The sequence below is a fragment of the Mesorhizobium sp. WSM4810 genome, assembly GCF_055811235.1.
Window position 1 is genome coordinate 42,794 of sequence record NZ_JBVVQV010000032.1, and the last position, 20,274, is coordinate 63,067.

21 protein-coding genes are annotated in these 20,274 nt (G+C 63.2%); 8 read left to right on the forward strand and 13 right to left on the reverse strand.

Annotation, left to right across the window (positions count from 1 at the left end; all coding sequences use genetic code 11):
* Positions 1 to 51: 51 nt before the first annotated feature.
* Positions 52 to 2,136: a GAF domain-containing sensor histidine kinase gene (locus tag AC0L3O_RS30630; protein WP_473617467.1), complete on the forward strand. Its 2,085-nt coding sequence runs from the start codon at positions 52 to 54 to the stop codon at positions 2,134 to 2,136.
* 130 nt (positions 2,137 to 2,266) lie between these two features.
* Here the strand turns inward: AC0L3O_RS30630 and AC0L3O_RS30635 are convergent, their stop codons facing one another.
* From AC0L3O_RS30635 to AC0L3O_RS30660, 6 genes are all read right to left on the reverse strand, one after another.
* Positions 2,267 to 2,677: a hypothetical protein gene (locus AC0L3O_RS30635; protein WP_023797126.1), complete on the reverse strand. Its 411-nt coding sequence runs from the start codon at positions 2,675 to 2,677 to the stop codon at positions 2,267 to 2,269.
* A 228-nt stretch (positions 2,678 to 2,905) separates the two neighbouring features.
* Positions 2,906 to 4,192, reverse strand: a complete 1,287-nt coding sequence (locus AC0L3O_RS30640) for a flavin monoamine oxidase family protein (RefSeq protein ID WP_473536171.1) — start codon at positions 4,190 to 4,192, stop codon at positions 2,906 to 2,908.
* A gap of 132 nt (positions 4,193 to 4,324) precedes the next feature.
* Positions 4,325 to 5,383 (reverse strand): dipeptidase, encoded by a 1,059-nt coding sequence (locus AC0L3O_RS30645; RefSeq protein WP_473617468.1) that lies wholly within the window; start codon positions 5,381 to 5,383, stop codon positions 4,325 to 4,327.
* A gap of 311 nt (positions 5,384 to 5,694) precedes the next feature.
* Positions 5,695 to 5,994, reverse strand: coding sequence for a GNAT family N-acetyltransferase (locus AC0L3O_RS30650; protein ID WP_473617469.1), 300 nt, complete (start codon positions 5,992 to 5,994; stop codon positions 5,695 to 5,697).
* A 3-nt stretch (positions 5,995 to 5,997) separates the two neighbouring features.
* The gene (locus AC0L3O_RS30655) at positions 5,998 to 6,633 is read right to left on the reverse strand and encodes an alpha/beta hydrolase (protein WP_473617470.1); all 636 of its coding nucleotides are present in this window, start codon (positions 6,631 to 6,633) and stop codon (positions 5,998 to 6,000) included.
* Between the two features lie 112 nt (positions 6,634 to 6,745).
* Positions 6,746 to 7,678 carry a VOC family protein gene (locus tag AC0L3O_RS30660; protein WP_473536170.1) on the reverse strand — a complete coding sequence of 311 codons (933 nt, stop codon included), beginning with the start codon at positions 7,676 to 7,678 and terminating at the stop codon, positions 6,746 to 6,748.
* A gap of 232 nt (positions 7,679 to 7,910) precedes the next feature.
* On the opposite strand from AC0L3O_RS30660, the gene AC0L3O_RS30665 reads away from it, so the two are divergent.
* Positions 7,911 to 9,659 carry an alkaline phosphatase family protein gene (locus tag AC0L3O_RS30665; RefSeq protein ID WP_473617472.1) on the forward strand — a complete coding sequence of 583 codons (1,749 nt, stop codon included), beginning with the start codon at positions 7,911 to 7,913 and terminating at the stop codon, positions 9,657 to 9,659.
* Positions 9,660 to 9,708: 49 nt separating this feature from the next.
* Here AC0L3O_RS30665 and AC0L3O_RS30670 read toward each other — a convergent pair whose 3' ends face one another.
* Positions 9,709 to 11,232 (reverse strand): PRC-barrel domain-containing protein, encoded by a 1,524-nt coding sequence (locus tag AC0L3O_RS30670; RefSeq protein ID WP_473617473.1) that lies wholly within the window; start codon positions 11,230 to 11,232, stop codon positions 9,709 to 9,711.
* A 284-nt stretch (positions 11,233 to 11,516) separates the two neighbouring features.
* Between AC0L3O_RS30670 and AC0L3O_RS30675 the strand changes: the two genes are divergently transcribed.
* On the forward strand, positions 11,517 to 12,437 hold the full coding sequence (locus tag AC0L3O_RS30675; RefSeq protein ID WP_473617475.1) for a diacylglycerol/lipid kinase family protein: 921 nt from the start codon (positions 11,517 to 11,519) through the stop codon (positions 12,435 to 12,437).
* Between the two features lie 29 nt (positions 12,438 to 12,466).
* On the opposite strand, the gene AC0L3O_RS30680 is transcribed toward AC0L3O_RS30675, so the two are convergent.
* Entirely contained in the window at positions 12,467 to 12,667 is a 201-nt protein-coding gene (locus tag AC0L3O_RS30680; protein ID WP_023797117.1) for a hypothetical protein, read from the reverse strand.
* A gap of 196 nt (positions 12,668 to 12,863) precedes the next feature.
* Here AC0L3O_RS30680 and AC0L3O_RS30685 point away from each other — a divergent pair, with 196 nt between their 5' ends.
* On the forward strand, positions 12,864 to 14,381 hold the full coding sequence (locus AC0L3O_RS30685; protein WP_287229610.1) for a sensor histidine kinase: 1,518 nt from the start codon (positions 12,864 to 12,866) through the stop codon (positions 14,379 to 14,381).
* 87 nt (positions 14,382 to 14,468) lie between these two features.
* Here the strand turns inward: AC0L3O_RS30685 and AC0L3O_RS30690 are convergent, their stop codons facing one another.
* From AC0L3O_RS30690 to AC0L3O_RS30700, 3 genes are all read right to left on the reverse strand, one after another.
* On the reverse strand, positions 14,469 to 14,933 hold the full coding sequence (locus AC0L3O_RS30690) for a hypothetical protein (RefSeq protein WP_128168777.1): 465 nt from the start codon (positions 14,931 to 14,933) through the stop codon (positions 14,469 to 14,471).
* 11 nt (positions 14,934 to 14,944) lie between these two features.
* Entirely contained in the window at positions 14,945 to 15,271 is a 327-nt protein-coding gene (locus tag AC0L3O_RS30695) for an ElaB/YgaM/YqjD family protein (protein ID WP_023797113.1), read from the reverse strand.
* 126 nt (positions 15,272 to 15,397) lie between these two features.
* Positions 15,398 to 16,159 (reverse strand): Crp/Fnr family transcriptional regulator, encoded by a 762-nt coding sequence (locus tag AC0L3O_RS30700; protein WP_287377641.1) that lies wholly within the window; start codon positions 16,157 to 16,159, stop codon positions 15,398 to 15,400.
* A gap of 259 nt (positions 16,160 to 16,418) precedes the next feature.
* On the opposite strand from AC0L3O_RS30700, the gene AC0L3O_RS30705 reads away from it, so the two are divergent.
* The gene (locus tag AC0L3O_RS30705; RefSeq protein ID WP_473536236.1) at positions 16,419 to 16,739 is read left to right on the forward strand and encodes a response regulator; all 321 of its coding nucleotides are present in this window, start codon (positions 16,419 to 16,421) and stop codon (positions 16,737 to 16,739) included.
* Positions 16,740 to 16,811: 72 nt separating this feature from the next.
* On the opposite strand, the gene AC0L3O_RS30710 is transcribed toward AC0L3O_RS30705, so the two are convergent.
* A complete protein-coding gene (locus AC0L3O_RS30710; RefSeq protein WP_128168780.1) occupies positions 16,812 to 17,363 on the reverse strand; it encodes an RNA polymerase sigma factor in 552 nt (183 codons plus the stop codon).
* A gap of 3 nt (positions 17,364 to 17,366) precedes the next feature.
* Positions 17,367 to 17,564: a NepR family anti-sigma factor gene (locus AC0L3O_RS30715; protein ID WP_027153467.1), complete on the reverse strand. Its 198-nt coding sequence runs from the start codon at positions 17,562 to 17,564 to the stop codon at positions 17,367 to 17,369.
* Between the two features lie 236 nt (positions 17,565 to 17,800).
* Here AC0L3O_RS30715 and AC0L3O_RS30720 point away from each other — a divergent pair, with 236 nt between their 5' ends.
* From AC0L3O_RS30720 to AC0L3O_RS30730, 3 genes are all read left to right on the forward strand, one after another.
* Positions 17,801 to 18,595, forward strand: a complete 795-nt coding sequence (locus AC0L3O_RS30720; protein WP_023797108.1) for a response regulator — start codon at positions 17,801 to 17,803, stop codon at positions 18,593 to 18,595.
* Positions 18,596 to 18,824: 229 nt separating this feature from the next.
* Positions 18,825 to 18,992, forward strand: coding sequence for a DUF1328 domain-containing protein (locus AC0L3O_RS30725; protein ID WP_023797107.1), 168 nt, complete (start codon positions 18,825 to 18,827; stop codon positions 18,990 to 18,992).
* Between the two features lie 149 nt (positions 18,993 to 19,141).
* Complete coding sequence (locus AC0L3O_RS30730) at positions 19,142 to 20,221, forward strand: sensor histidine kinase (RefSeq protein WP_023797106.1); 1,080 nt, start codon at positions 19,142 to 19,144, stop codon at positions 20,219 to 20,221.
* Positions 20,222 to 20,274: the final 53 nt, after the last annotated feature.

Here is a 20,274-nt window from a genome sequence, read left to right on the forward strand (position 1 = left end):
GCGGCGCGACCAACCACTCTCGGTGGCACGACTGTGAAATGACGGCTGATTATGACGGCTGAAGCACGCAGCGATAGGCACGGCGTCAGGCAGGGCGCGGCGATGGCCGCTGTTCACATCGTTCGCCGGCTTCACGAAGCTGGCGACTGGCAGCGCGAGATGGGCAGCATCCTTGAAACGCTGTGCGGGGCCATGGATTGCCAGCGCGGCATCCTGTTTCGGCTGCGCGAACTGCCCGGCCAAGGCTTTGCCCAATCGGTGGCGGCCTACTGGATCGACCCCCGATATGGTGGCGAGCTGGCATCGCCGACGGTGATCATGCAGTCGGTTATCAATTCGGACCCACTGCTGGAACGGTTGGCGGAGGACGAGCGGCAAGGCAAGATCTTCGCGGGACACACGCGCGACCTCGAAGGCTTTCTGAGAACCGACTTCGAAAAGCAGCACATCAAGTCGTTCCTGTCGGTGTCGGTCTTTGCGCATGGCCATCTGTGGGGCACGCTGGCGGTCAACGACTGCGTGAACGAGCGCGAATGGACCGACGAGGAAGTGGCGACGCTGCACATCGTGGCGCTGGCCATCGGCGACGCCATCGAACGATCGCTTTCCGATGCCCACGCCAGCGAAGTCATCCGCCGCACCATGCTGCAGGCCTCGCTCGACGCGATCATCGTCATCGACGAGACCGGTTCGATCATCGAGTTCAATCCGGCCGCCGAAAAGATGTTCGGCTACCAGCGCAGCGACATCCTCGGCAAGGACCTGCTCGACACCGTCGTTCCGGACTATTATCGCAAGGGCTATGTGTCGGGCGCCGAATACATGTCGGGCCGCGGCGCGCCGATGGTCGGGCAGCGGATCGAGACCGTCACCCAGAATGCTGCCGGCGAGGTCTTTCCGATCGAATTGACGGCAACCGAGATGCGGGTCGCCGACCGCCGCCTGATCTTCGGCTCGATCCGCGACCTCCGCGACAAATTGCGTGCCGAGGAGGAGATCGGCCGCCAGCGCGAAAAGCTGCACCAGAACGAGAAGATGGCGGCGATGGGCTCGCTGCTTGCCGGCGTGTCACACGAGCTCAACAACCCGCTTGCCGTGGTCGTCGCCCAATCGACTTTGTTACACGAGTTCGCTTCAGACCCGCAGACCAAGGTGCGCGCCGAAAAGGTGCGCGCCGCCGCAGAGCGCTGCGGCCGCATCGTCAAGAGCTTCCTCTCGATGGTCCGCCTGCATCCGGCGTCGCAGGCCGAGACCGACCTCAACCAGGTGGTCCGCGCGGCACTCGAGGTGACCGCCTACGGCGCCAGGTCGACCGGCATCATTATCGATACCGATTTCGCCAGCGGCCCGCTGCTGGCCATGGCCGACGCCGACCATGTGACGCAAGTTGCCGCCAACTTCCTCATCAACAGCCAGCACGCTCTGGCCGGCATCGGCGGCGACAGGCTGATCAAGGTTCGCACGTTTCGCAGCGATTGCGGCAATCCCTGTTTCTCGGTCGAGGACAACGGGCCGGGCGTGCCGGAAGCGATACGCTCTCGCATCTTCGAATCGTATTTCACCACCAAGCCGGTCGGCGTCGGCACCGGCATCGGCCTGTCGATTTCGAAATCGATCATCGAACGGCACAATGGCAATGTCTGGTTCGAGGAAGTTCTGCCGAGAGGCGCCCGTTTCGTTGTCCAGTTGCCGGCGATCGCCGGCGGCGCGGCCGCCGCCGGCGAAAGCCCGTCGCGCTCGAGCGGATTGCGCCACGCCCTGATCATCGACGACGAGCCGGATGTCGCCGCCTCGCTGTCCGACATTCTGGAGTTGATGGGCATCAAGTCGCGGATCGTGCCGGCCTGGGCGTCAGCTGCCGCGACCTTGTCGGGCCATATGCCGCCGGACATCGTCTTTTCCGATCTGCGCATGCCCGGCACCAGCGGCATATCGATCTATCGCGAACTGCTCGCCGAAAAGCCTGATCTGGCGCGGCGCTTCGTTCTGGTCACCGGCGACCTGATCGGCGCGAAAGCCGAAATCGAGGCATTGCCGGCGCCGCAGCGGCCGCAGATCCTGGAAAAGCCGTTCAGCACGCTGGACGTGCGCGGGGTGCTGTCGGCCATCGCCGAGCAGGCCGCATTGGGCAGCTAGGACTTCGGACTGGTGGAAATCGGTTTTTGAAAAAATCCGATGCTCAACAAAGGGGCTTTCCAGAGAAAAAAGACTCCCGGCCGAGGATGCGGCGGGAGCCTGCCTGGAGCGCTGGAGGGTCGCTCGGGCATCAAAAAACGTTCGGCGTATCGGTCAGCGGCGCGGCATTGGCGATCACGCGAACCGCGCGGGCCTTGTGAATGCCGGATTGCTCAGCAATGACGCGCAGGCACTCCGCACTCTCGGCGCCCCAGGCCTGCCCCTTGCAGACAAAATCGATCTCCGGCATCGGCAGCCGCGCGGTCTTGGTCGTGGTCGGGGCGCCCTTGACGATGTTTGCCGGCGGGTTCAGTGAAGCAAAGGCGGGACCAACAGTCGGCGCGAACGCCATGCCGGCGAACGCGGCGGCGCCCAGCACCACGAACAGCGCCATCGGATGGTCGTTGGCGCGCTGGCGCAGCGCCAGCTTCGGCCGCCGATCCTTGCCCTTCAGCGCTTGCAGACGGCGGTCATTGCAGGCAGTCCGGATTTTCGTATACATCGCGCTTCCCTTCGTCGATCTTCTTTTTTTGTTGAAACGAACTTAGTCGCACCTTGTAACGGACGAACGACGCACGCAAACTGACCGTGTAACAGCTTTGAAACGGGATTTCGGCGGGCACATCCGGTCATCGCAGGGGCGCGGGATCAAATCGCGCCGCCGCTCCGGCCCGGCGACGTCCGGTCGCCACTTTGAGACGCCCTCGCCTGCACCATGGGGCGCTGGTGATTACTGCAGATTAAATTCCCTGAGGATTTTCTGTGCCGCAATGCGCCCAGCCACGATTGCGCCTTCGACATAGCCCGGAAACGACGGCGACAATTCCGAAGATGCAAAATACACCGGCGGCTCGCCGGCCAGGATAGTTTGTTCGGCCTCGGTGGCGCTTGTATCGATGATGAGATCGGCGTAGCCGCCGCCGCTGCAGCGATCATCGGTCCAGTCGCGACAGCTGAAATCGGTGAACTTGCCTGCATCCGTGCCGAGCGCCTGCTGCAGCCGCGCCGTAACCTCGGTGCGCAACGCGGCATCTCCAAGTTCCCGCCAGCGGAGGGCAAGCGGCCCGCCGACAAAGACGACCAACGCGGGGTGGCCGTCGTCCTTGCTGGCGTCACAGGCAAAAAGTGCGGGCGGATCGCGCCACATCACCATGCCGCTCAGGCCCTTGGCGCGCCAAAACGCGGTGGCATAGCGCATTTGTACTTTGATCACCGCGCCGCTCTGCCAGACGCCGAGAGCCTTTTGCAAGGCAGCCGGCAGCGGCGGCGCGAAGTCCAGCTTCGAAGCCATCATCGGCGGCATGGCGATCAGCGCTATTCGAGCCGTGATCGAGCCCGTCGTCGACGCGAGACGAACGCGTCCCGGTCTGCGCTCGATCGTTCTGACCGGTGTGTTCAATCGCAGGCGGTTGCCGAGATCGCCAGCCAGATCATCCGCCAGGGACTGCATGGTTTCGTGGACGAAATACTGCAGCTCCGACACCTCGTTGGTGATACGGCGGTCATTGTCGATGAGGTGCCAAAGCGGCAGTTTTTCAAGCGCTTGGCACCACAGGCCCTCGATCATCGAGCGGAAAGCCGCCTTGGCCTCGCCGGGATCGTTCTGGCGATCGAGCCATGCGGCGACGGTCAAGCCGGCGATAGCCGGATCGCCCGGTGCGATCGCGTTCATGCGGTCGCGGATCGACATCGAGGCGTGGTAGATTCGCTCGACTTGCTTTGCGCCGGTCAGCGGCTGGGCAACGAACTCGCCCTTAGCATAGGTCTCGACCAACGTCTTGCCGCGCGTTCGCACCAGGGCCATCAGTTCCGGCATGTCCTCGCACAGGAACTGACCGCCGCTGTCGATCCGCTCGCCAAGCCCGTTCCACTGGGACTCGACCCGCCCGCCGACGCGGCCGCGCGCCTCGAGCAGCGCAAGATCGATGCCGGCCTTGCTCAATTCATGCGCGGCTGACAGGCCGGTAAAGCCGGCGCCGACGATCGCGACATCGGTTCGTACGGTCTGGCGCTTCAAGAGCCGGCCCTGAAGGTCTCGAAGTCCGCAATCATCCGCGGCTTGAGCTTCGGAGACAACGGTCCTGTCGAGATCATCAAACCCCGCTCGATCGAATTGCAGGTTGCTGGCTGCTCCGCCGGGCGACCCGCTTTAGCCAATGGTCTTTTCCAGCATGCTTATCCAGTTGCGGTAGGCGATCTTCTCGATCAGCGCGCGACCGAAGCCGCGCGCGGCGAACGCGTCGAGCAGCTTCGGCAGGCCGGTGACGTCGCCGACCACAGCCGGGATCATGGCGCCGTCGAAGTCGGACCCGAGCCCGACGCCGTCTTCGCCCAAAGCCTGCAGCAGTGAATCGACATGGCGCACCATGACGTCGAGACTGGTATCGGCATTCATCCTGCCGTCTTCGCGCAAAAACCCGGTCGCGAAATTCAGCCCGACCATGCCGCCCGAGTCGCGGATCGCGCCGAGCTGCCATTCGGTGAGGTTACGCGAATGGCCGCAGATCGCATGGACATTGGAATGGGTCGCGACCAGTGGTGCGTCGCTGATCTCGGCGACGTCGCGAAACCCCTTCTCGTTGAGGTGCGAAAGATCGACCATGATGCCGAGCTGGTTGCAGGCCTTGACCAGCGCCTTGCCGGCATCGGTCAGGCCAGGTCCGGTGTCGGGCGTCGACGGGAAACGGAACGGCACGCCATGGCCGAAAGCGTTCGGGCGGCTCCAGACGATGCCGAGCGAGCGCAAGCCGGCCGCATGCAGCACGTCGAGCATGGTCAGTTCGGGGTCGATCGCCTCGACGCCTTCGATATGGAACACCGCTGCGATCGACCCTTGCGCCATCGCGTTTCGCACATCGCCGGCGCTGCGGCAGACGGTGAGCGCCGACGCTCGTTCCAGCCTGAACAGGATCGAGGCCATGGCGATGGTGGAAGCAAGCGCGTCGGCGCGCGGAATTTCGGGCGGCAAGGGCTCGATATCGCTTGGCGCGGGAGGAACCGCACTGCGCTTGGATTTCTCGACCGGCGGCGGAAAGATTGCGAACATGCCGCCGGCAAAGCCGCCCTGTTTCGCACGCGGCAGGTCGATGTGGCCACCCGATGTTCCCCCGATGAACAGCTTTTCGACATCCGCGTCTTTCGACTGATAGAGCCTGAGCAGCGTGTCGTTGTGGCCGTCGAAGACGGGAACAAGATCGGTTTCGGTCATCAAGGGATCATTTCGGTTCGATTGGTCGGGCGGGCAATATCCTACTTAGGCAAGGCAATACCCACTAGGCAAGACGAGCGCTCGAACGATCGGGTAGGGGACGCCGAATTGAAGGCGAAGGGCTTTGGGCGCGTTCTTGCCTTCTCCCCTTGTGGGAGAAGGTGGATCGGCGCGCAGCGCCGAGACGGTTGAGGGGTGTTGGACGGAGTGCTGTCGGTGCCAAGCTGGAGCACCCCTCATCCGACCGAGCTTCGCTCGGCCACCTTCTCCCACAAGGGGAGAAGGGGGAGCCACTGGCGCCAGGACCGGCGCTATTGCTTCAGCACGTCGGCCCATTCCTGGTGACGCCGGAACTGGGCGTTGGCGAACGGGCAGAGCGGAATGATCTTCTTGCCCGCCGCGCGCGCGTCCTCGACAGCGCGGGTAACGAGCCTAAGTCCCGCGCCCTGGCCGCGAAACGCATCCGGCACTTCGGTGTGGTCGATGATGATCTGGTGCTCGCCGACCTTGGTAAAAGTCATCTCCGCCTCGGCGCCGTCAGGCCTGCGCAGGAGATAACGGCCCTTGGAACCGCGATCCTCCAGTTCGACCTCCGGCAATTGGTCAGGCATTGCTTACGCTGCTTCTGCCGGCGTAGCGGACAGGAACCGCCGCGCCGCCTCGATCTCGTTCGACTGCACCTCATGGCCGCCGTCGTGCCACTCCACTGTGACATCGGCGCCATCGGCGCGCAAATGGGCTTCTAGCCGCGACGTCAGGTTGGGCGGACAGATCGGATCGCGCCTGCCTGCTGTGACCAGGATGCGGCGGCCGGCGAGACTTCCCTCGATTTCCGGCTCGAATGGGATCAGCGGATGCATCAGCACCGCCGCGTCGAACAGAGAGGGCGCCGCGAACACCACCGAGGCCAGGATGTTGGCGCCGTTGGAATAGCCGAGGCCAAGCACCGACGCGGGCTTTGACGCCTCGACATGCGCCCCGATATGCGCCTTGACGAAGCCAATCATCTTGTCCGTCGCCCGCGCCAGGTCGTCCATGTCGTAGACGCCCTCGCCGGTTCGGCGAAAGAAGCGCGCAGCACCGTCTTCCGAGACATCGCCGCGCGGCGAAACGATAGTCGCCTGCGGCGCGAGATCACGCCCGAGCGACAGAAGCTGGTTCTCGTCGGCCCCGGTGCCGTGGAAGACGAAGAGCAGCGATCCATCAGGCGAACCCGGCAGTGTCCTATAGGTGTAAGCGTCCTTGCTCATGGCCTTGTCCTTAATGCATGTCGCGCAAAAGTGCGCAGCGGTTTTGCGATGACGACATGCACAAAACCAAACTAAAAGCGCGTCGCCCAACCTGGTCAAACGCGATGCGCTTTTAGTCTTCCAGCTTTTGCAGATGTTGCTCGAGATAGGGCCTCAGATGCTGGTGCTGCGACGGCAGCTTCAGCGCCTCGCCGAGATGGGCGGCGTCCTCGTCGCGATCGAAGCCCGGCTCGTTGGTGGCGACTTCGAACAGCACGCCGCCCGGCGTGCGGAAATAGATCGCCCAGAAATAATCGCGGTCGATCACCGGCGTCACCTGGTAGCCGGTGTCCATCAGCGCCTTGCGCACTTCGAGCTGCTTGGCGCGGTTCTCGACAGCGAAGGCGACGTGGTGGACCGAGCCGGCGCCGAGATCGGCAAAAGCGGCGCCCGGCAGCAATTCGATATCGACGATGTTGGCGCCGTTGCCGTCCTTCAGCGCCAGCCTTTTTACAGTGCCGGACGTGTCGACTTCCTCATAGCCCATGAAATTCAGCAGCTCTTCCGTGGCGCCGCCGTCCTTCAGCCTGAGCGACACCGAGTGAAAGCCGCGGATCGCCTCGTCGGACGGAACATCGCCCTTCGCCCATGGCGCACGGGTGTCGGCCTTGTTCTCGACCAGCGCAAACCCGTCGCCATCGGGACCGGCGAAGCCAAGGCGCTTGTCGCCGAAGCTCTCTTCGCGCGACAGCCCGGCGACGCCCTCATCGGCAAAACGCTTTTCCCAATAGGCAAGCGTGCCTTCGGGCACCGAATAGACCGTGGTGCCGACCTCGCCAACGCCGTGGCGGCCCTTGCCGATGTTGGGGAACGGAAAATAGGTCATCACCGAACCGGGCGTGCCGAGCTCGTCGGCATAGTAGAGATGGTAGACATCCGGCGCGTCGAAATTGACGGTTTTCTTGACCCGGCGCAGGCCGAGCTTTTTTGTGAAGAACTCGTTGTTCTGGCGCGCATCCCTGGCCATCGAGGTGACGTGATGCAGACCCCTGATCTGGTTGAGCATCTTCCTGCTCCTTCCTTGTCCTGTGCGGCCCATGCCGCGGTCCACGCCAATATGAGGAGCCGTCAGCCGGCGGCAAAGGCCGCAAACACAGAATAGACTGTGCTCTATAAGTGAACAATAAAGCGACTTTTGTTCACCATTTTGCGAACACCTGAGGCTTGTGTCGCAACAAAAATTCGGCTCCCGTGATCGGCAGGTATTCGCGACAGGTTTTCAATGAAGGACACCAGCATTGGTCAGAAAAGACAGACGCCCGAATGTTCTCCTGATCACCTGCGACCAGTGGCGCGGCGACTGCCTGTCGGCGGCAGGCCACAAGGTGGTGCGAACGCCGAATGCCGATGCGCTCGCCGCCGAGGGTGTGCTGTTTCGACAGCATTTTGGCGGGGCGGCGCCCTGCTCGCCGGCACGCGCCTGCCTCTACACCGGCCTTTACCAGATGAACAACCGCGTCTGCCGCAACGGCACGCCGCTCGACGCTCGCCATGGCAACATCGCACTCTCGGCACGCAGTCTCGGCTATGATCCGACGCTGTTCGGCTATACCGACGTGTCGCCCGATCCGCGCACGCTGACGCCAGGCGACCCGCGGCTGAAAAGCTATGAAGGCGTGCTGCCCGGCTTCACCGTGCGCCAACTCCTGCCGGAGCACCAGAAACCGTGGCTGTCATGGCTCAAGGCGCGCGGCAGCGCCGGTTTTCCCGATATCCATCGCCCAGCGGACGAAATCGTTGCTGCCACGACGGACGGCGCCGTGACCACCTCACCGCCCGTCTACTCGAAGGACGAGACCCCAGCCGCCTTCCTGACCGGCGAATTCGTCCGCTGGCTCGGCGAACAGGAGCGCGGTACACCGTGGTTTGCGCATCTTTCCTTCCTCAGCCCGCATCCGCCCTTCATCGTGCCGGAGCCTTACAACAAGATGTATCATCCAGCCGACGGAACAACCTTCCGCCGCGCCGCGAACTGGCAGGCCGAGGCGCAGAGCCACCCCTACCTTGCCTATGAACTTGGGCAGCAGCAGCGGGCAAATTTCCGCCCCGGCGCAGAGGGCAAGGTGCGCGACTGGGGCGACGACAATTTTCGCCGCATCCGCGCGCTTTATTACGGCATGATCTCGGAAGTCGACGCGCAGCTTGGCCGCATCTGGCAGGTGGTCAAGGCGGCGGATGCCTGGGACGACACCATCATCGTGCTGACCTCTGACCATGCCGAGATGATGGGCGACCATTTCATGCTGGGCAAGGGCGGCTTCTTCGACGGTAGTTTTCATATTCCGCTGATCATCCGCGACCCGCGTCGCCGCAAGGCGGCCGGCGCCAGCGTGGACCGCTTCACCGAAGCAGTCGACATAGCGCCGACATTGCTCGATCTGCTTGGCGAGGTATTCCCGCCGCATCTCGACGGACAATCGCTGAAGCCGTTCCTGGATGCCGGGGAGCCGGACAATTGGCGCGAGGCCGCGCATTGGGAGTTCGATTTCCGCTCGGTTGCCGACGCTGATGCCGAGCGCTATTTCGGCATCGGTCCGCGCCAGTGCAATCTGGCGGTCATCCGCACGAAACAATTCAAATATGTACATTTCGCCGGCGGCCTGCCGCCGCTGCTGTTCGACCTGGAGAAGGATCAGGACGAACTGAGCAATGTCGCTGCCGATCCGGCCTATCTGCCGGTCCGGCTGGAGCTGGCCGAAAGGCTGCTTGCCTGGCGGGCCGAACATCTCGATCAGTCGCTGGCGCTTGCCGAACTGACCGAGGCCTGCCACCTTTCCCATCATGAAAAGGCCCCCCCCCGGGGGGGGGGGGGGGGGGGGTGTGTGGGGGGGGGGGGGGGGGGGGGGGGGGCCGCCGCGCGGGGGGGGGGGGGGGGGGGGGGGGGGGGGGGGGGGGGGGGGGGGGCGGGGGGCGGGGGGGGCCCAACACCACCACCCGCCGCGGGCGCTGCCCCAACTCCCCGCGGCCGCCCACCTTCCCCAACATAAACCGCCCCGCGCGGTGGCGGGCGCGGGCCTCTTTCATCGTTGGCGCAAGCTAACGCATCATCATGCGCTGGGTGTCGCGGTTTTGCGCATATGTGGCCTTGTCATAGGAGGCCTGCGCCTCGAGCTGCTCCTTGGTGAAGTTCGTGTAGAGATAGCGATTGCCATCCTTGTCGGTCATGAATTTAAGGTTGTCCATGCCGATCGCCACTTCCTTCTCGCCAACGCCGAGGAAACCGCCAACGTCGATGATGACGGCGTCGACCTTCTTGTCGCCGGTCAGCACGACGTCACCAATCTCACCGACGTTGACATCGTTGGCGCCATAGACCGTGGTTCCAACCAAATCCTCGGAGCGGATTTCGTTGATCGGCATTTCGGTCAGCGCCGACTTGTCGATCGCCGCGGTCTTCGTCTGGTCGGGGGTTGCGTTAGGCGTTGCTGCAGCCGGAGCCTCGGCTGTCTTGTCCGCCGGTGCCGGAGCAGCCGGGTCAGGCGTTGCTGCAGCCGGAGCCTCGGCTGTCTTGTCCGCCGGTGCCGGAGCAGCCGGGTCTGGCGTCGTCGCCGGAGCCTCGGCTGTCTTGTCCATTGGAGCCGGAGCAGCGGGTTCAGGCGTTGCCGCCGGAGCTTCCGCAGTCTTCTCCGCCGGGGCTGGAGCCGCATTGACAGCAGGGGTGGTGGTCACTGGCGCCGGCGTCGCCGCGTCAGTCGATGCGGTTGTCGCCGGGGCGGGATCATAGGGCTCGCGGTCGAACTCCGGCAGCGCCTCCAGGTCTTCCTTCGTGGTCTCGGCGACCAGCCAGCGGTCGCCGTCCCTCTCCGCCCACTTGGCCTTGTCGAACTGATAGGCGACATTCTTTTCGCCAACCTCAAGGAAGCCGCCGACGCCAATGATCAGCGACTCGGCCTTGCCATCCTTGGCCAGAACGATGTCGTTCACGTCGCCGATGTTTTGAGCGTCGTCGCCAGTGCCGTTATAGACGGTTTCGCCGATGATATTCGTGGCAAGGTTGCCGTCGGCACTCTTCACAGGTTCGGCCGGAGCTGCGGCGCTATCGGCTGGAGCCGCCGGAGCATTCTGCGCCGTTGTATCCGTCGAGGTCGATGGAGCGGGAGCCGTAGCCGTGGTGTCGGTGGCCGCAGGAGCCGGATCATAGGGCTTGCGATCGAAGTCCGGCTGAGCCGTCAACTCATCTTTTGTGGTTTCGGCAATCAGCCAGCGGTCGCCATTCCGTTCGGCCCATTGCAGCTTGTTGTAGTCGAAAGCGACATTCTTGGCACCGACGCCAAGAAAGCCGCCGACGCCGATGACGACGGATTTCGCCTGACCGTTTTCATCGAAGACGACATCACTGACCTCACCGATATTCTCGGCATCGTCGCCGGTGCCGTTATAGACGGATTCACCAATGATATTGGTCATCAGGCTGCCCTCGGCCCGCGCAACGGGAGCCGCCGGAGCGGTCTCCTGGACCGCCGGGTCCTGGGTGGGCGCCGGTGTGGTGGCTTCCTGCGCATACGCACCGGTCGCAATCAACGCTGCCAGTGCGGTGGTGGATAAAAGGGTGCGGATCATCGTAATCCTCCTCGTGCGTTATCTCTGGCCGCGAGCAGGGGAGATCGGTCGCGGCGTTACACATTCACAACGTCGTGACCGCGCCGTTGTTCCGACACCAGGGCGAGCGTTGTGAAAAAACCACCCGAATCGCGCTCAATTATGCGTTTGGCCGGGTGAGATTGGCTCCTGTATTTTCGTTAGAGCTGCGGAACTTTTTTTCAACCGCCCCGTTTCGGCCCATGGCTCGGTCTGTTACGGCCGATGATTATCCAATGGTAGCCAAGAAAAATCGGAGCGGGGGAATGCGATTTGCGGCGGTGCTGAACCAGGAGGGCGGCACCCTGCGAACGGTTGATCTCTCCGCCTTCACCGACCGAATGCGCCAGACATTGGAGGCAGCAGGCCACCGCATCGATATCGAAATCGTTGCCGGCAGGGACATTGTCGCAACGCTGGACCGCATCGCTTCCAGGCATGGTGTCGACATTGTGCTGGCCGGTGGCGGCGACGGCACCATTTCGGCCGCGGCGGCTCGGTTGATGGGCAGCAAGAAAGCGCTTGCCATTTTACCGGCTGGCACGATGAACCTGTTCGCGCGCGGGCTCGGCATTCCACAAACCCTTGACGCGGCCGTGAAATCCTTTGCCGACAGTGAGGTTATTGCAGTCGATATGGCAACCGCCAACGGCAAGCCATTCGTGCATCAATTCTCGATCGGCATGCATGCTAGGATGGTCCAGCTTCGCCAAGCCATGGAGTATGGCTCGCGGTTGGGAAAGATGCGGGCCTCGGCAAAGGCTGCCTGGGCGGCGATCAACAACCCTTCGGCGATGAAGGTGACGCTGACCATCGGCGAGGCCGAGATCGTGACGCGCACCACCGGCATCGGCATCACCAACAATCTGTTCGGTGAGGGTCATCTGCCCTATGCCGACAATCCCGCCGGCGGCGTGCTCGGCATCTATGTCACGGTGGCGCGGCGGCGTGGCGAACTGGTCAGGGTCCTCTTCGACATGGCGCGCGGCAAATGGCGCGACAGCGAGCATGTGGAGATCCACCAGGCTGACCGGGCTGTTTTGAAACTCCACTCGGCTGCGAAGAAATTTCGCGCCGTCATGGATGGCGAACTGGTCAGGCTTGACCGCGAAACGACGATGGAAATTCATCCTGGTGCGCTGAACGTTCTCGTCCCGGCGCGCGCCGTCCAGGCGAGGGCAGCGTGATGCATCCCGGCACAGTCGATCGGAAGGCTTCAGCCTCTGGGAATCTCGCCCTGCTCATTCCTGGGAAGCTCGCCCTGTTCGGTTGTCGGCGTCCGGTCTATCATGTTGCCATAGATCTCGGCGATGCCCCAGGCGATAAACGCCAAAAGCAGCGCAGCGATCAAGATACGGAAGGTGTGCCACCCCCAGCGTCCCTGCCGGGCTTTGTCTTCAGGAACGATCTTGGGCATGATCGGCCTCCATTTCGGTTGGCGCTGGCATTTCGTTTGGCGCTGGCATGTCGGTTGGCGCTGGCGGCGCGGCTGGCAAAATGTGGTTGGGTAACGGTTCCTCAGGGCGAAGGTTCCGGTTTCAGGGCCCGGCAACTGGGCCCAGCGCGGATGGCTGCAAGCCGATGCATCTGGGGGACTTGTGGATAGCAGGGTAGTGACAAAGCCGAATCTGCCGGTCGATGTCCTTAGCGTGGTAACGGCGCAGGATCGGCTTGCCGTGCTCCATGATCTCGATGCAATCGACACGGCGGCCGATCCTGACTTCGACACTATCAGTGGGCTCGCCGCCGCGGTGATGCAAACACCTGTCGCGCTGGTGACGGTCGTCGATGTCGAGCGGCAGTGGTTCACGTCCTGTGTCGGCCTGGACGAGACCGAGGCCGCGACCGATACATCCTTCTGCGCCCACACCATTGCTGCCGGCGACCAGCCGATGGTGGTGACGGATGCGACCATGGATTCACGCTTCAACGCCAGCCCGCTGGTCACTGGCGAGCATCATTTCCGTTTCTATGCGGGTGCGGCGATTGTGGTGGCCGGTGCCCGGATCGGCACGCTCTGCGTGCTCGACCGGAGGCCGCGCGGGTCGCCGTCCGCCGCCCAGCTCGAACAATTGACGGCGCTCGCCAGCCTCGCTGCCAGCCTGTTCGCATTGAAGGACGCCACCCGCAACGCCGCCAGCGCCGCTGCGGCACTGGCGCGCGAGGAAAAGCGGCGCGGCATTGCGCTCGATGCCGCATCGCTCGCGAGCTGGGCATGGGATATCCATAGCGATATGATCGAATGCGATGCCCGATTGTCCGAGCTGTTCGACCTGCCGCGCTCGACCCGGCTGAGAGCACGCGATATCCTCGCCGCCATCGACCCGCGTGACGCCTACCAGACCGAGACGCGCTTTCGCGACGTGCTGAGCGGCGGCGACGATTATTTTGGCGAATACCGCGTCAAGGGCTTCAGCCCGCCGCGCTGGCTCGCTACGCGCGGCCGGGTCATCGAGCGTGACGGCGACGGCAAGCCGACGCTGATCTTCGGCGTCAACTACGACATCACCGAACGCAAGCTCGGCGATGAGCGGCAGCGGCTGTTGCTGCGCGAGCTGAACCATCGCGTCAAGAACACGCTGGCCACCGTCCAGGCGCTGGCGACGCAGACAGTTCGCCATGCCCGCCAGCCGAGGGATTTCCTCGACGCCTTCAGCGCCAGGCTTCAGGCGCTGGGCGCCGCCCACAGCCTGCTGTCCGACCGCGAGTGGCGCGGCATTGGCATCCGCGAACTCGTGCAGATCGAGGTCAAGCCGTTCGACACCGCCGATCAGCCGCGCATGACGATCTCAGGCGCCGATCTGCTGCTTTCGCCTGACCAGGCAGTCGGGCTTGGCCTGATCCTGCATGAACTGGCCAGCAACGCGCTGCAACACGGAGCGCTGTCGGCGGTGTCGGGCACGGTCGATCTCGACTGGAAGGCACAGGTTAGGAAAGGCGCCCGGCGCCTGGTCCTGACCTGGCGCGAAAGCGGCGGGCCTGAAGTTGCCTCGCCCGAACGCCACGGCTTTGGCTCGATCCTGATCCGCCGCAGCCTGGCCAAGGTCATCTCCAGTGAAGTGACCCACGAATTCCGGCCGGAAGGCGTGTTCGCTGAAATATCGATGCCGCTGGAGGATCTGCCGAAGTGACCGCTCGACTATGGACCCGAACCAAAGGTCCGCATCAGGGAAAAGTGGAACCCGGTTTTTCGGCCGAACAAGAAGAAACGCTTCGAGCTATTTCGCCTCGCCGGCATCCGGATCGTCGGCATCGGGCTTTGTGTTCTCGCGGTAGATGGCGTAGGCGGCGAGCGCAATAGCCGGGGCGAGGATGGTGCCGAGGCCGCCTTTCCCCTTGAGTAGCGCCGGCAGCACGGCGAGCGCGGCCGTCATGCCGACCGCCTTCATATCGGCATTGCGCCTCCGCGCCCGGCGTCGGGCGCGCGCGCCGGCCGACAGCTGATGGATGAGCAGGAGGAGCCCTGCGATCACCAGGAAGCCGACCCCGAAACCAAGGCAGGCTGCCATCGGCCCATAGCGACCCGCCACCCAGACATAGGCCGCTCCGACGAGGAAACCGAGGCCGCACAGTGCTGCAAGTGCTGCGAGCGCATAGACGATCGCAGCCGTGCGCGCGCGGCGCACGGCGGCAACGGCTTCACCCGAGGCGAGGCCCGAGATCAACGATGCCAGCATTCGCATCTGGGCTGAGACTAGCGGCGCGCGAGAAGCGCAAACAGAAAGCCGACGCCTGCCGCGATTGCCAGCGACGTCACCGGCTTTTCGCGCACGCTCGCCACCACTTGCGCTTCGAGATCCTTGGCGTTGCTGCGCATATTTTCAAAGGCTGCTTCGCCTTGGGCGCGCAATTGCTCGACCCCTTCCGCAGCAACGCGACGGGCAGTCCCGTAACCATGTTGGCCGGTCTCGGCCAGCTGTTCGGTGAGTTTCTGAATGTCGACTTTCAGCTGCCTGATGTCGTCTTCAAGGTCCGAATTCGGCCGGCTTTCGTTCGGGGACTTTCCTGCGGCAGTCGCCATTGCTTGACTCCTTGCATTTGCTCGGGTCGAAACGTTCGACCCACCCCAAGGTTCCGAAATCGGAACAACTGCCATGAAAGGGTTTTTGCGCAGCCGAGTCCAGCCCGGCACGTCTCCGGCAGCCGCTCAGATCAGCGGTCGGCGACCTTCGCTCAACCCTTCCCAGCGGGCGAGGTCCTTGAGCCTTTCGTTGTCGACCACCTCGCAGCCGCCGTCGCGCCAGAAGATAAGCTTGCGATCGATCAGCTTGCGGATCGTCTTGTTGGTGTGGACCAGCGACAGGCCGAGCGTATCGGCGAGGTGCTGCTGGGTGATCGGAATCTGCACGGGCGTCTTGCCGTTCCGCCCGACCACCCTGGCGCGAGTGGAGATGAAGGCGATGAGATAGGCAGCACGCTCGAGCGCGGTGCGTCTGCCGATACTGAGCAGGTTCTCGTCGAGCATGCGCTCCTCTCGCGCGGCGATCCAGGTGATGTCGTAGGCGAGGCCCGGATGGCTGCGGTAGAGTTCGGGGAGGGCCTCCCGCTCGAAGAGGCAGAGCAGCATCGGCGACAGAGCTTCCACGGAGTGCTGCATTTCGCCCATCAGACTGCCTTGCAGACCGATGAGGTCGCCTGGCATGGAATAATTCAGAATCTGCCGGCGGCCATCCGACAGCAATTTGTAGCGGAAGGCCCAACCCGACAGCACTGTATACAGATGGGCACTGCGGCTTCCCTCAACCAGAACCGTGTCGCCCTTCTCGACGGCCAGTTCGCCCTTCTTGAAGCCATTGACGAAGACGAGTTCCTGCTTCTCGAACGCCCGGAACGCCGGCAACGGCCGCAGCGGGCAGTTCTCGCATGAATACCGGCGGGCGGACAAGGAACGGCCGTTCTGGCCAGACATTTCAATCCTCTTCGAAGCCCTCTTCCGGAGGGCGATAGCAAACGTCCTGCAGGCGTCGAGGTTCCGCCATCTGCGGCGGCATGTCTTTTTTAAATGACAGGATGCGAAATAACTTTAAATGACAGGAAGCCAAATAGGGATCATGACTCCTCTAGCCCTTGCGCTCCCTGTTCCCTGCGCCCCACGGAGACATCGCCACGTGCCCCCATTGCTGGACGGATTGCGGATTCTTGTTCTGGAGGATGAATTCCTGATCGCCATGGATGTCGAGCAGCTTTGCCGCGACTATGGCGCCGGCGATGTTGTCGTCGCCCGCGATCTGGCTGAGATCGATCGGCAGAGCATTGCCTCGCAATTCGACGCGGCCATCGTCGACCTCATGCTGGGCGGCACTTCGACACTCGATTTCGCTTCGCGGCTGCGCGAATCGGGCGTGCCTTTCGTCTTCGCCTCGGGCTATTCCGACATGGACGAAATCAGGGTGGCGTTTCCGGATGTCAGGTTGGTCACCAAGCCCTATTCGGGAGACGATCTCGTGGAGGCGGTGGCGTCGGCGTGCGGGCGCGGACCTGTTGTTTGATGTCCGCAGACCGGAGCCCGATTACCGGGCCCGACATTAAGTACAGGGTCCCACATTACCGGTGCTGCGTATTCAGGCGGCGTTCGACCCCGTCACCTGAGCCGAGATCGCATCCGGGCCAAACTCGTCGTCGCCGGAAATCTTCAGGATTTCCTGCAGCCGCGTGCGGGCGCGGCTGACGCGGCTCTTGATCGTTCCGACCGCACAGCCGCAAATTTCGGCGGCTTCCTCGTAGGAAAAGCCCGACGCGCCGATGAGGATGATGGCTTCGCGCTGGTCCTCTGGCAATTGCTCGAGCGCGCTCCGAAAGTCCTTGAGGTCGAGCTGGCCGTGCTGGGCCGGATGGACGGCCAGTCTGGCGGTCATGATGCCGTCGCTATCCTGCACCTCGCGGCCGCGCTTGCGCATCTGCGAATAGAATTCGTTGCGCAGGATGGTAAACAGCCATGCCTTGAGATTGGTGCCCGGCTCGAAGCTCTCATGCTTGTCCCACGCCTTCACCAGCGTTTCCTGGACCAGATCGTCGGCCTTGTCGGCGTTTTGCGTCAACGACACGGCAAAGGCCCGCAGGCTCGGAATCGAGGCGAGCAGATCCGTCTTGAAGCTCTGGGAGACGCCCGCCATGCCTCAGTCCTTTTTCCGTGCAGGTTGGGCCTGTTCCAACTGGCTGAGCAATTGGGCGAAACGATCCGGCACGCTGTCGGAGACCAGCTCGTCGTAATATTGTTTGAGTTTGCGGCCGATTTCCGAGTTTGGCCCGAGCGGGTCGCCGGAAGCAGCCCGGCGCCTGTTCGTTGCAGCGCCAGCCGTGTTGTCTTTCCTCATGTCGTCATTTCGCCCTTTGTTCCCAGTACCCTGCCGCCCTTCAATACACGACGCAAAGCAGGCGGCCCCCTCGTCTGGTTGCCCGTCCCGATCTCAAACGCCTTCCGCTTACATTAGTTCCAACCCCTCGGAACTTTTTCGGAAAGCCGGCGTTTATGCTTTCAGGGTTTATTCTCGGGGCTTGTCATTAGCTTGGCCTGCAATCTATGCAATTACGTCAGAGGGAGACGTCTATCATGAGCCTATCCGCAACCATCGCTCCACACCTGCCGTTCCTGCGCCGCTTTTCGCGGGCCGTCTCCGGATCGCAGGAGAGTGGTGACGCGCTGGTCGCCGCGATGCTCGAGGCCATCATCGCCGACGTCGACATCTTTCCAAACGCGTCGAATGACCGCATCGCGCTCTACAAGGTCTTCGCCAGGCTATTCACCTCGGTCGCCATCCGCGTTCCGCAGGAACACCCGCAGTCGGCGTGGGAACAGCGCGCCGCCGCCAATCTGAACGCGATCTCACCCCGCCCCCGCCAGGCCTTCCTGCTGGTCGCCGTCGAAGGTTTCAGCGAAGACGAGGCGGCGGAGATCCTCGACGTCGACGATCAGGAGTTCTCCGAGCTTCTTGCCGAGGCCAGCAACGAGATTTCCCGCCAGGTGGCAACCGATGTGCTGATCATCGAGGACGAGCCGCTGATCGCCATGGACATCGAGCAAATGGTCGAGAGCCTGGGGCATCGCGTTGTCGGAACGGCGCGTACCCATGCCGAGGCGGTGGCGATGTTCGCCAAGACGCGGCCGAAGATGGTGCTGGCCGACATCCAGCTTGCCGACGGCAGCTCGGGCATCGAAGCGGTCAACGAGATCCTGTCGACCACCCCGGTGCCGGTGATCTTCATCACCGCTTTTCCCGAGCGCCTGCTGACCGGCGAGCGGCCGGAGCCGGCCTTCCTCGTCACCAAGCCGTTCAATCCGGAGATGGTCAAGGCCCTGATCAGCCAGGCGCTGTTCTTCGATCGGCACGCGAAAGCCGCTGCATAGGACCGGGCAGCCCGGCCCTGAGCGGCCCTTTCCACAGTTCCTCCGATCGCCCGTTTTCCACAGATGAATAACGCTGGCCGCTTGCGGCCGGCACACGCCACTTGCAACTCACCTGCACATGACGATCCAATTCGAGCGGGAAAGCTTTCCGGGGCTCGTCTTTTTCGGGAAATGCTGGAACAAACGGCAGCGAAAGACGTTTTTGGCATACTATTTGAAGGAGATGACCATGCTTTACTGGGCCCTCGTATTTCTCGTCGTCGCGATCATTGCAGGCGCTCTTGGCTTCGGCGGCATTGCCGGCACCTCGGCTGGTATAGCGCAGATCTTGTTTTTCATCTTTCTCGCTTTCCTGATCATTTCGCTTATTGCGGGCTTGTTCAAACGCGCGTCGTGAATTGCGATCGAACACTGGGAGCCGCACCCCTCAAGCGGTTTCCAGCTACCGCCGGGCGGTGTCCTTAGCAGGACGTCGCTCGGCGGACTCTTTTTGGAACCCAATTTTCCGTCAGCCGTTCAGCCTGCATTGGGCGGGTGAAGTGACCGATGCAATCCAGAGCCGGAGACATGAAAGACAGCGGACGGAGCGATGAGATCATCGCTTTGCAGTCCGCTGAGAGTGGAATGCAGGTTGGCCGGGCCCTTCTCCATGCACTGCACAATGCCGGTATTTCGGTTCTCTATCAGGATCGCGAGATGAAAACCGTCTGGGCCCGCAACATGCGCCCGCCCTGGATTGCCGACACGGGGATTTCCGGCACGGGGGTTTCCGACACGGGGGGTTCCGACACGGGCGACGGCATCGGCATCCTGCCGCTTGCGCAGGAGGAGCGCATCGGCGCGGCCAAACGCAAGGTCGTCGCATCCGGCAATCCGGAACATCTTGAGTTCAGCATTCCGGCCGACGATGGCGTCCGCTGGTTCCAAATATGGGTGGACGCGGATCATGACGACGGCGGTGCCGTGCAGGGCGTCGTCACCACCATGGTCGAAACGACCGAGCAGAAACGTCGCGAGCAAACCCTGAAGACGCTGCTGCGCGAGGTCAGCCACCGTTCGAAGAACCTTTTGGCGATCATCCAGAGCATCGCCACCCAGACCAGCCGTTATTCGGACACGCTCAGTGATTTCCTGACGCGCTTTCGCGGCCGGCTGCAGTCGCTTGCCTCATCCCAGGACCTGGTGACCTCGTCCAACTGGCGGGGAGCGGCACTGCGCGAACTGGTGTCCGGCCAGGTCGGCCGCTATGGCGCCGACCCTGTGCGCAGCCTGCGTTTTCGCGGTGCAAACCCATACCTCAATCCCAATGCGGCCCTGCATATCGGCTTGGCCATGCACGAGCTTGCCGTCAATTCTGTCAGCTACGGCGCTCTGTCGCGAGCCGACGGCTTCGTCGAGGTGACGGCCGATCTGACGGCCGCTGCCGCTGGCGAGACCGCGCTGTCGCTGACATGGGCCGAGGCCATCGGAGCCAATGACAATCAGCCCAGCGAGAAGCGCTTTGGCAGCGTCGCGCTCGAGCGCGTCGTGCCTGCGTCGTTGAACGGCACGGCGAAACTTGAAATCAGCGGGGATCGTCTCGAGTACCATCTCGTCGTTCCTCGCAGCAATTTCGAGACGGATTGAACGGGCAACAGCCGAGCCCAAGAGAGGTGGCCGAGGGGGGTTGGGGCCAAGAG

What these genes read in the sequence shown, in the direction of transcription:
- AC0L3O_RS30630 (WP_473617467.1), top strand. Translation starts at nt 52, where the DNA reads ATGACGGCTGAAGCACGCAGCGATAGGCACGGCGTCAGGCAGGGCGCG.
- AC0L3O_RS30635 (WP_023797126.1), bottom strand. Translation starts at nt 2,677, where the DNA reads ATGTATACGAAAATCCGGACTGCCTGCAATGACCGCCGTCTGCAAGCG.
- AC0L3O_RS30645 (WP_473617468.1), bottom strand. Translation starts at nt 5,383, where the DNA reads ATGACCGAAACCGATCTTGTTCCCGTCTTCGACGGCCACAACGACACG.
- AC0L3O_RS30650 (WP_473617469.1), bottom strand. Translation starts at nt 5,994, where the DNA reads ATGCCTGACCAATTGCCGGAGGTCGAACTGGAGGATCGCGGTTCCAAG.
- AC0L3O_RS30655 (WP_473617470.1), bottom strand. Translation starts at nt 6,633, where the DNA reads ATGAGCAAGGACGCTTACACCTATAGGACACTGCCGGGTTCGCCTGAT.
- AC0L3O_RS30660 (WP_473536170.1), bottom strand. Translation starts at nt 7,678, where the DNA reads ATGCTCAACCAGATCAGGGGTCTGCATCACGTCACCTCGATGGCCAGG.
- AC0L3O_RS30670 (WP_473617473.1), bottom strand. Translation starts at nt 11,232, where the DNA reads ATGATCCGCACCCTTTTATCCACCACCGCACTGGCAGCGTTGATTGCG.
- AC0L3O_RS30675 (WP_473617475.1), top strand. Translation starts at nt 11,517, where the DNA reads ATGCGATTTGCGGCGGTGCTGAACCAGGAGGGCGGCACCCTGCGAACG.
- AC0L3O_RS30680 (WP_023797117.1), bottom strand. Translation starts at nt 12,667, where the DNA reads ATGCCCAAGATCGTTCCTGAAGACAAAGCCCGGCAGGGACGCTGGGGG.
- AC0L3O_RS30690 (WP_128168777.1), bottom strand. Translation starts at nt 14,933, where the DNA reads ATGCGAATGCTGGCATCGTTGATCTCGGGCCTCGCCTCGGGTGAAGCC.
- AC0L3O_RS30695 (WP_023797113.1), bottom strand. Translation starts at nt 15,271, where the DNA reads ATGGCGACTGCCGCAGGAAAGTCCCCGAACGAAAGCCGGCCGAATTCG.
- AC0L3O_RS30700 (WP_287377641.1), bottom strand. Translation starts at nt 16,159, where the DNA reads ATGTCTGGCCAGAACGGCCGTTCCTTGTCCGCCCGCCGGTATTCATGC.
- AC0L3O_RS30705 (WP_473536236.1), top strand. Translation starts at nt 16,419, where the DNA reads ATGGATGTCGAGCAGCTTTGCCGCGACTATGGCGCCGGCGATGTTGTC.
- AC0L3O_RS30710 (WP_128168780.1), bottom strand. Translation starts at nt 17,363, where the DNA reads ATGGCGGGCGTCTCCCAGAGCTTCAAGACGGATCTGCTCGCCTCGATT.
- AC0L3O_RS30715 (WP_027153467.1), bottom strand. Translation starts at nt 17,564, where the DNA reads ATGAGGAAAGACAACACGGCTGGCGCTGCAACGAACAGGCGCCGGGCT.
- AC0L3O_RS30720 (WP_023797108.1), top strand. Translation starts at nt 17,801, where the DNA reads ATGAGCCTATCCGCAACCATCGCTCCACACCTGCCGTTCCTGCGCCGC.
- AC0L3O_RS30725 (WP_023797107.1), top strand. Translation starts at nt 18,825, where the DNA reads ATGCTTTACTGGGCCCTCGTATTTCTCGTCGTCGCGATCATTGCAGGC.
- AC0L3O_RS30730 (WP_023797106.1), top strand. Translation starts at nt 19,142, where the DNA reads ATGCAATCCAGAGCCGGAGACATGAAAGACAGCGGACGGAGCGATGAG.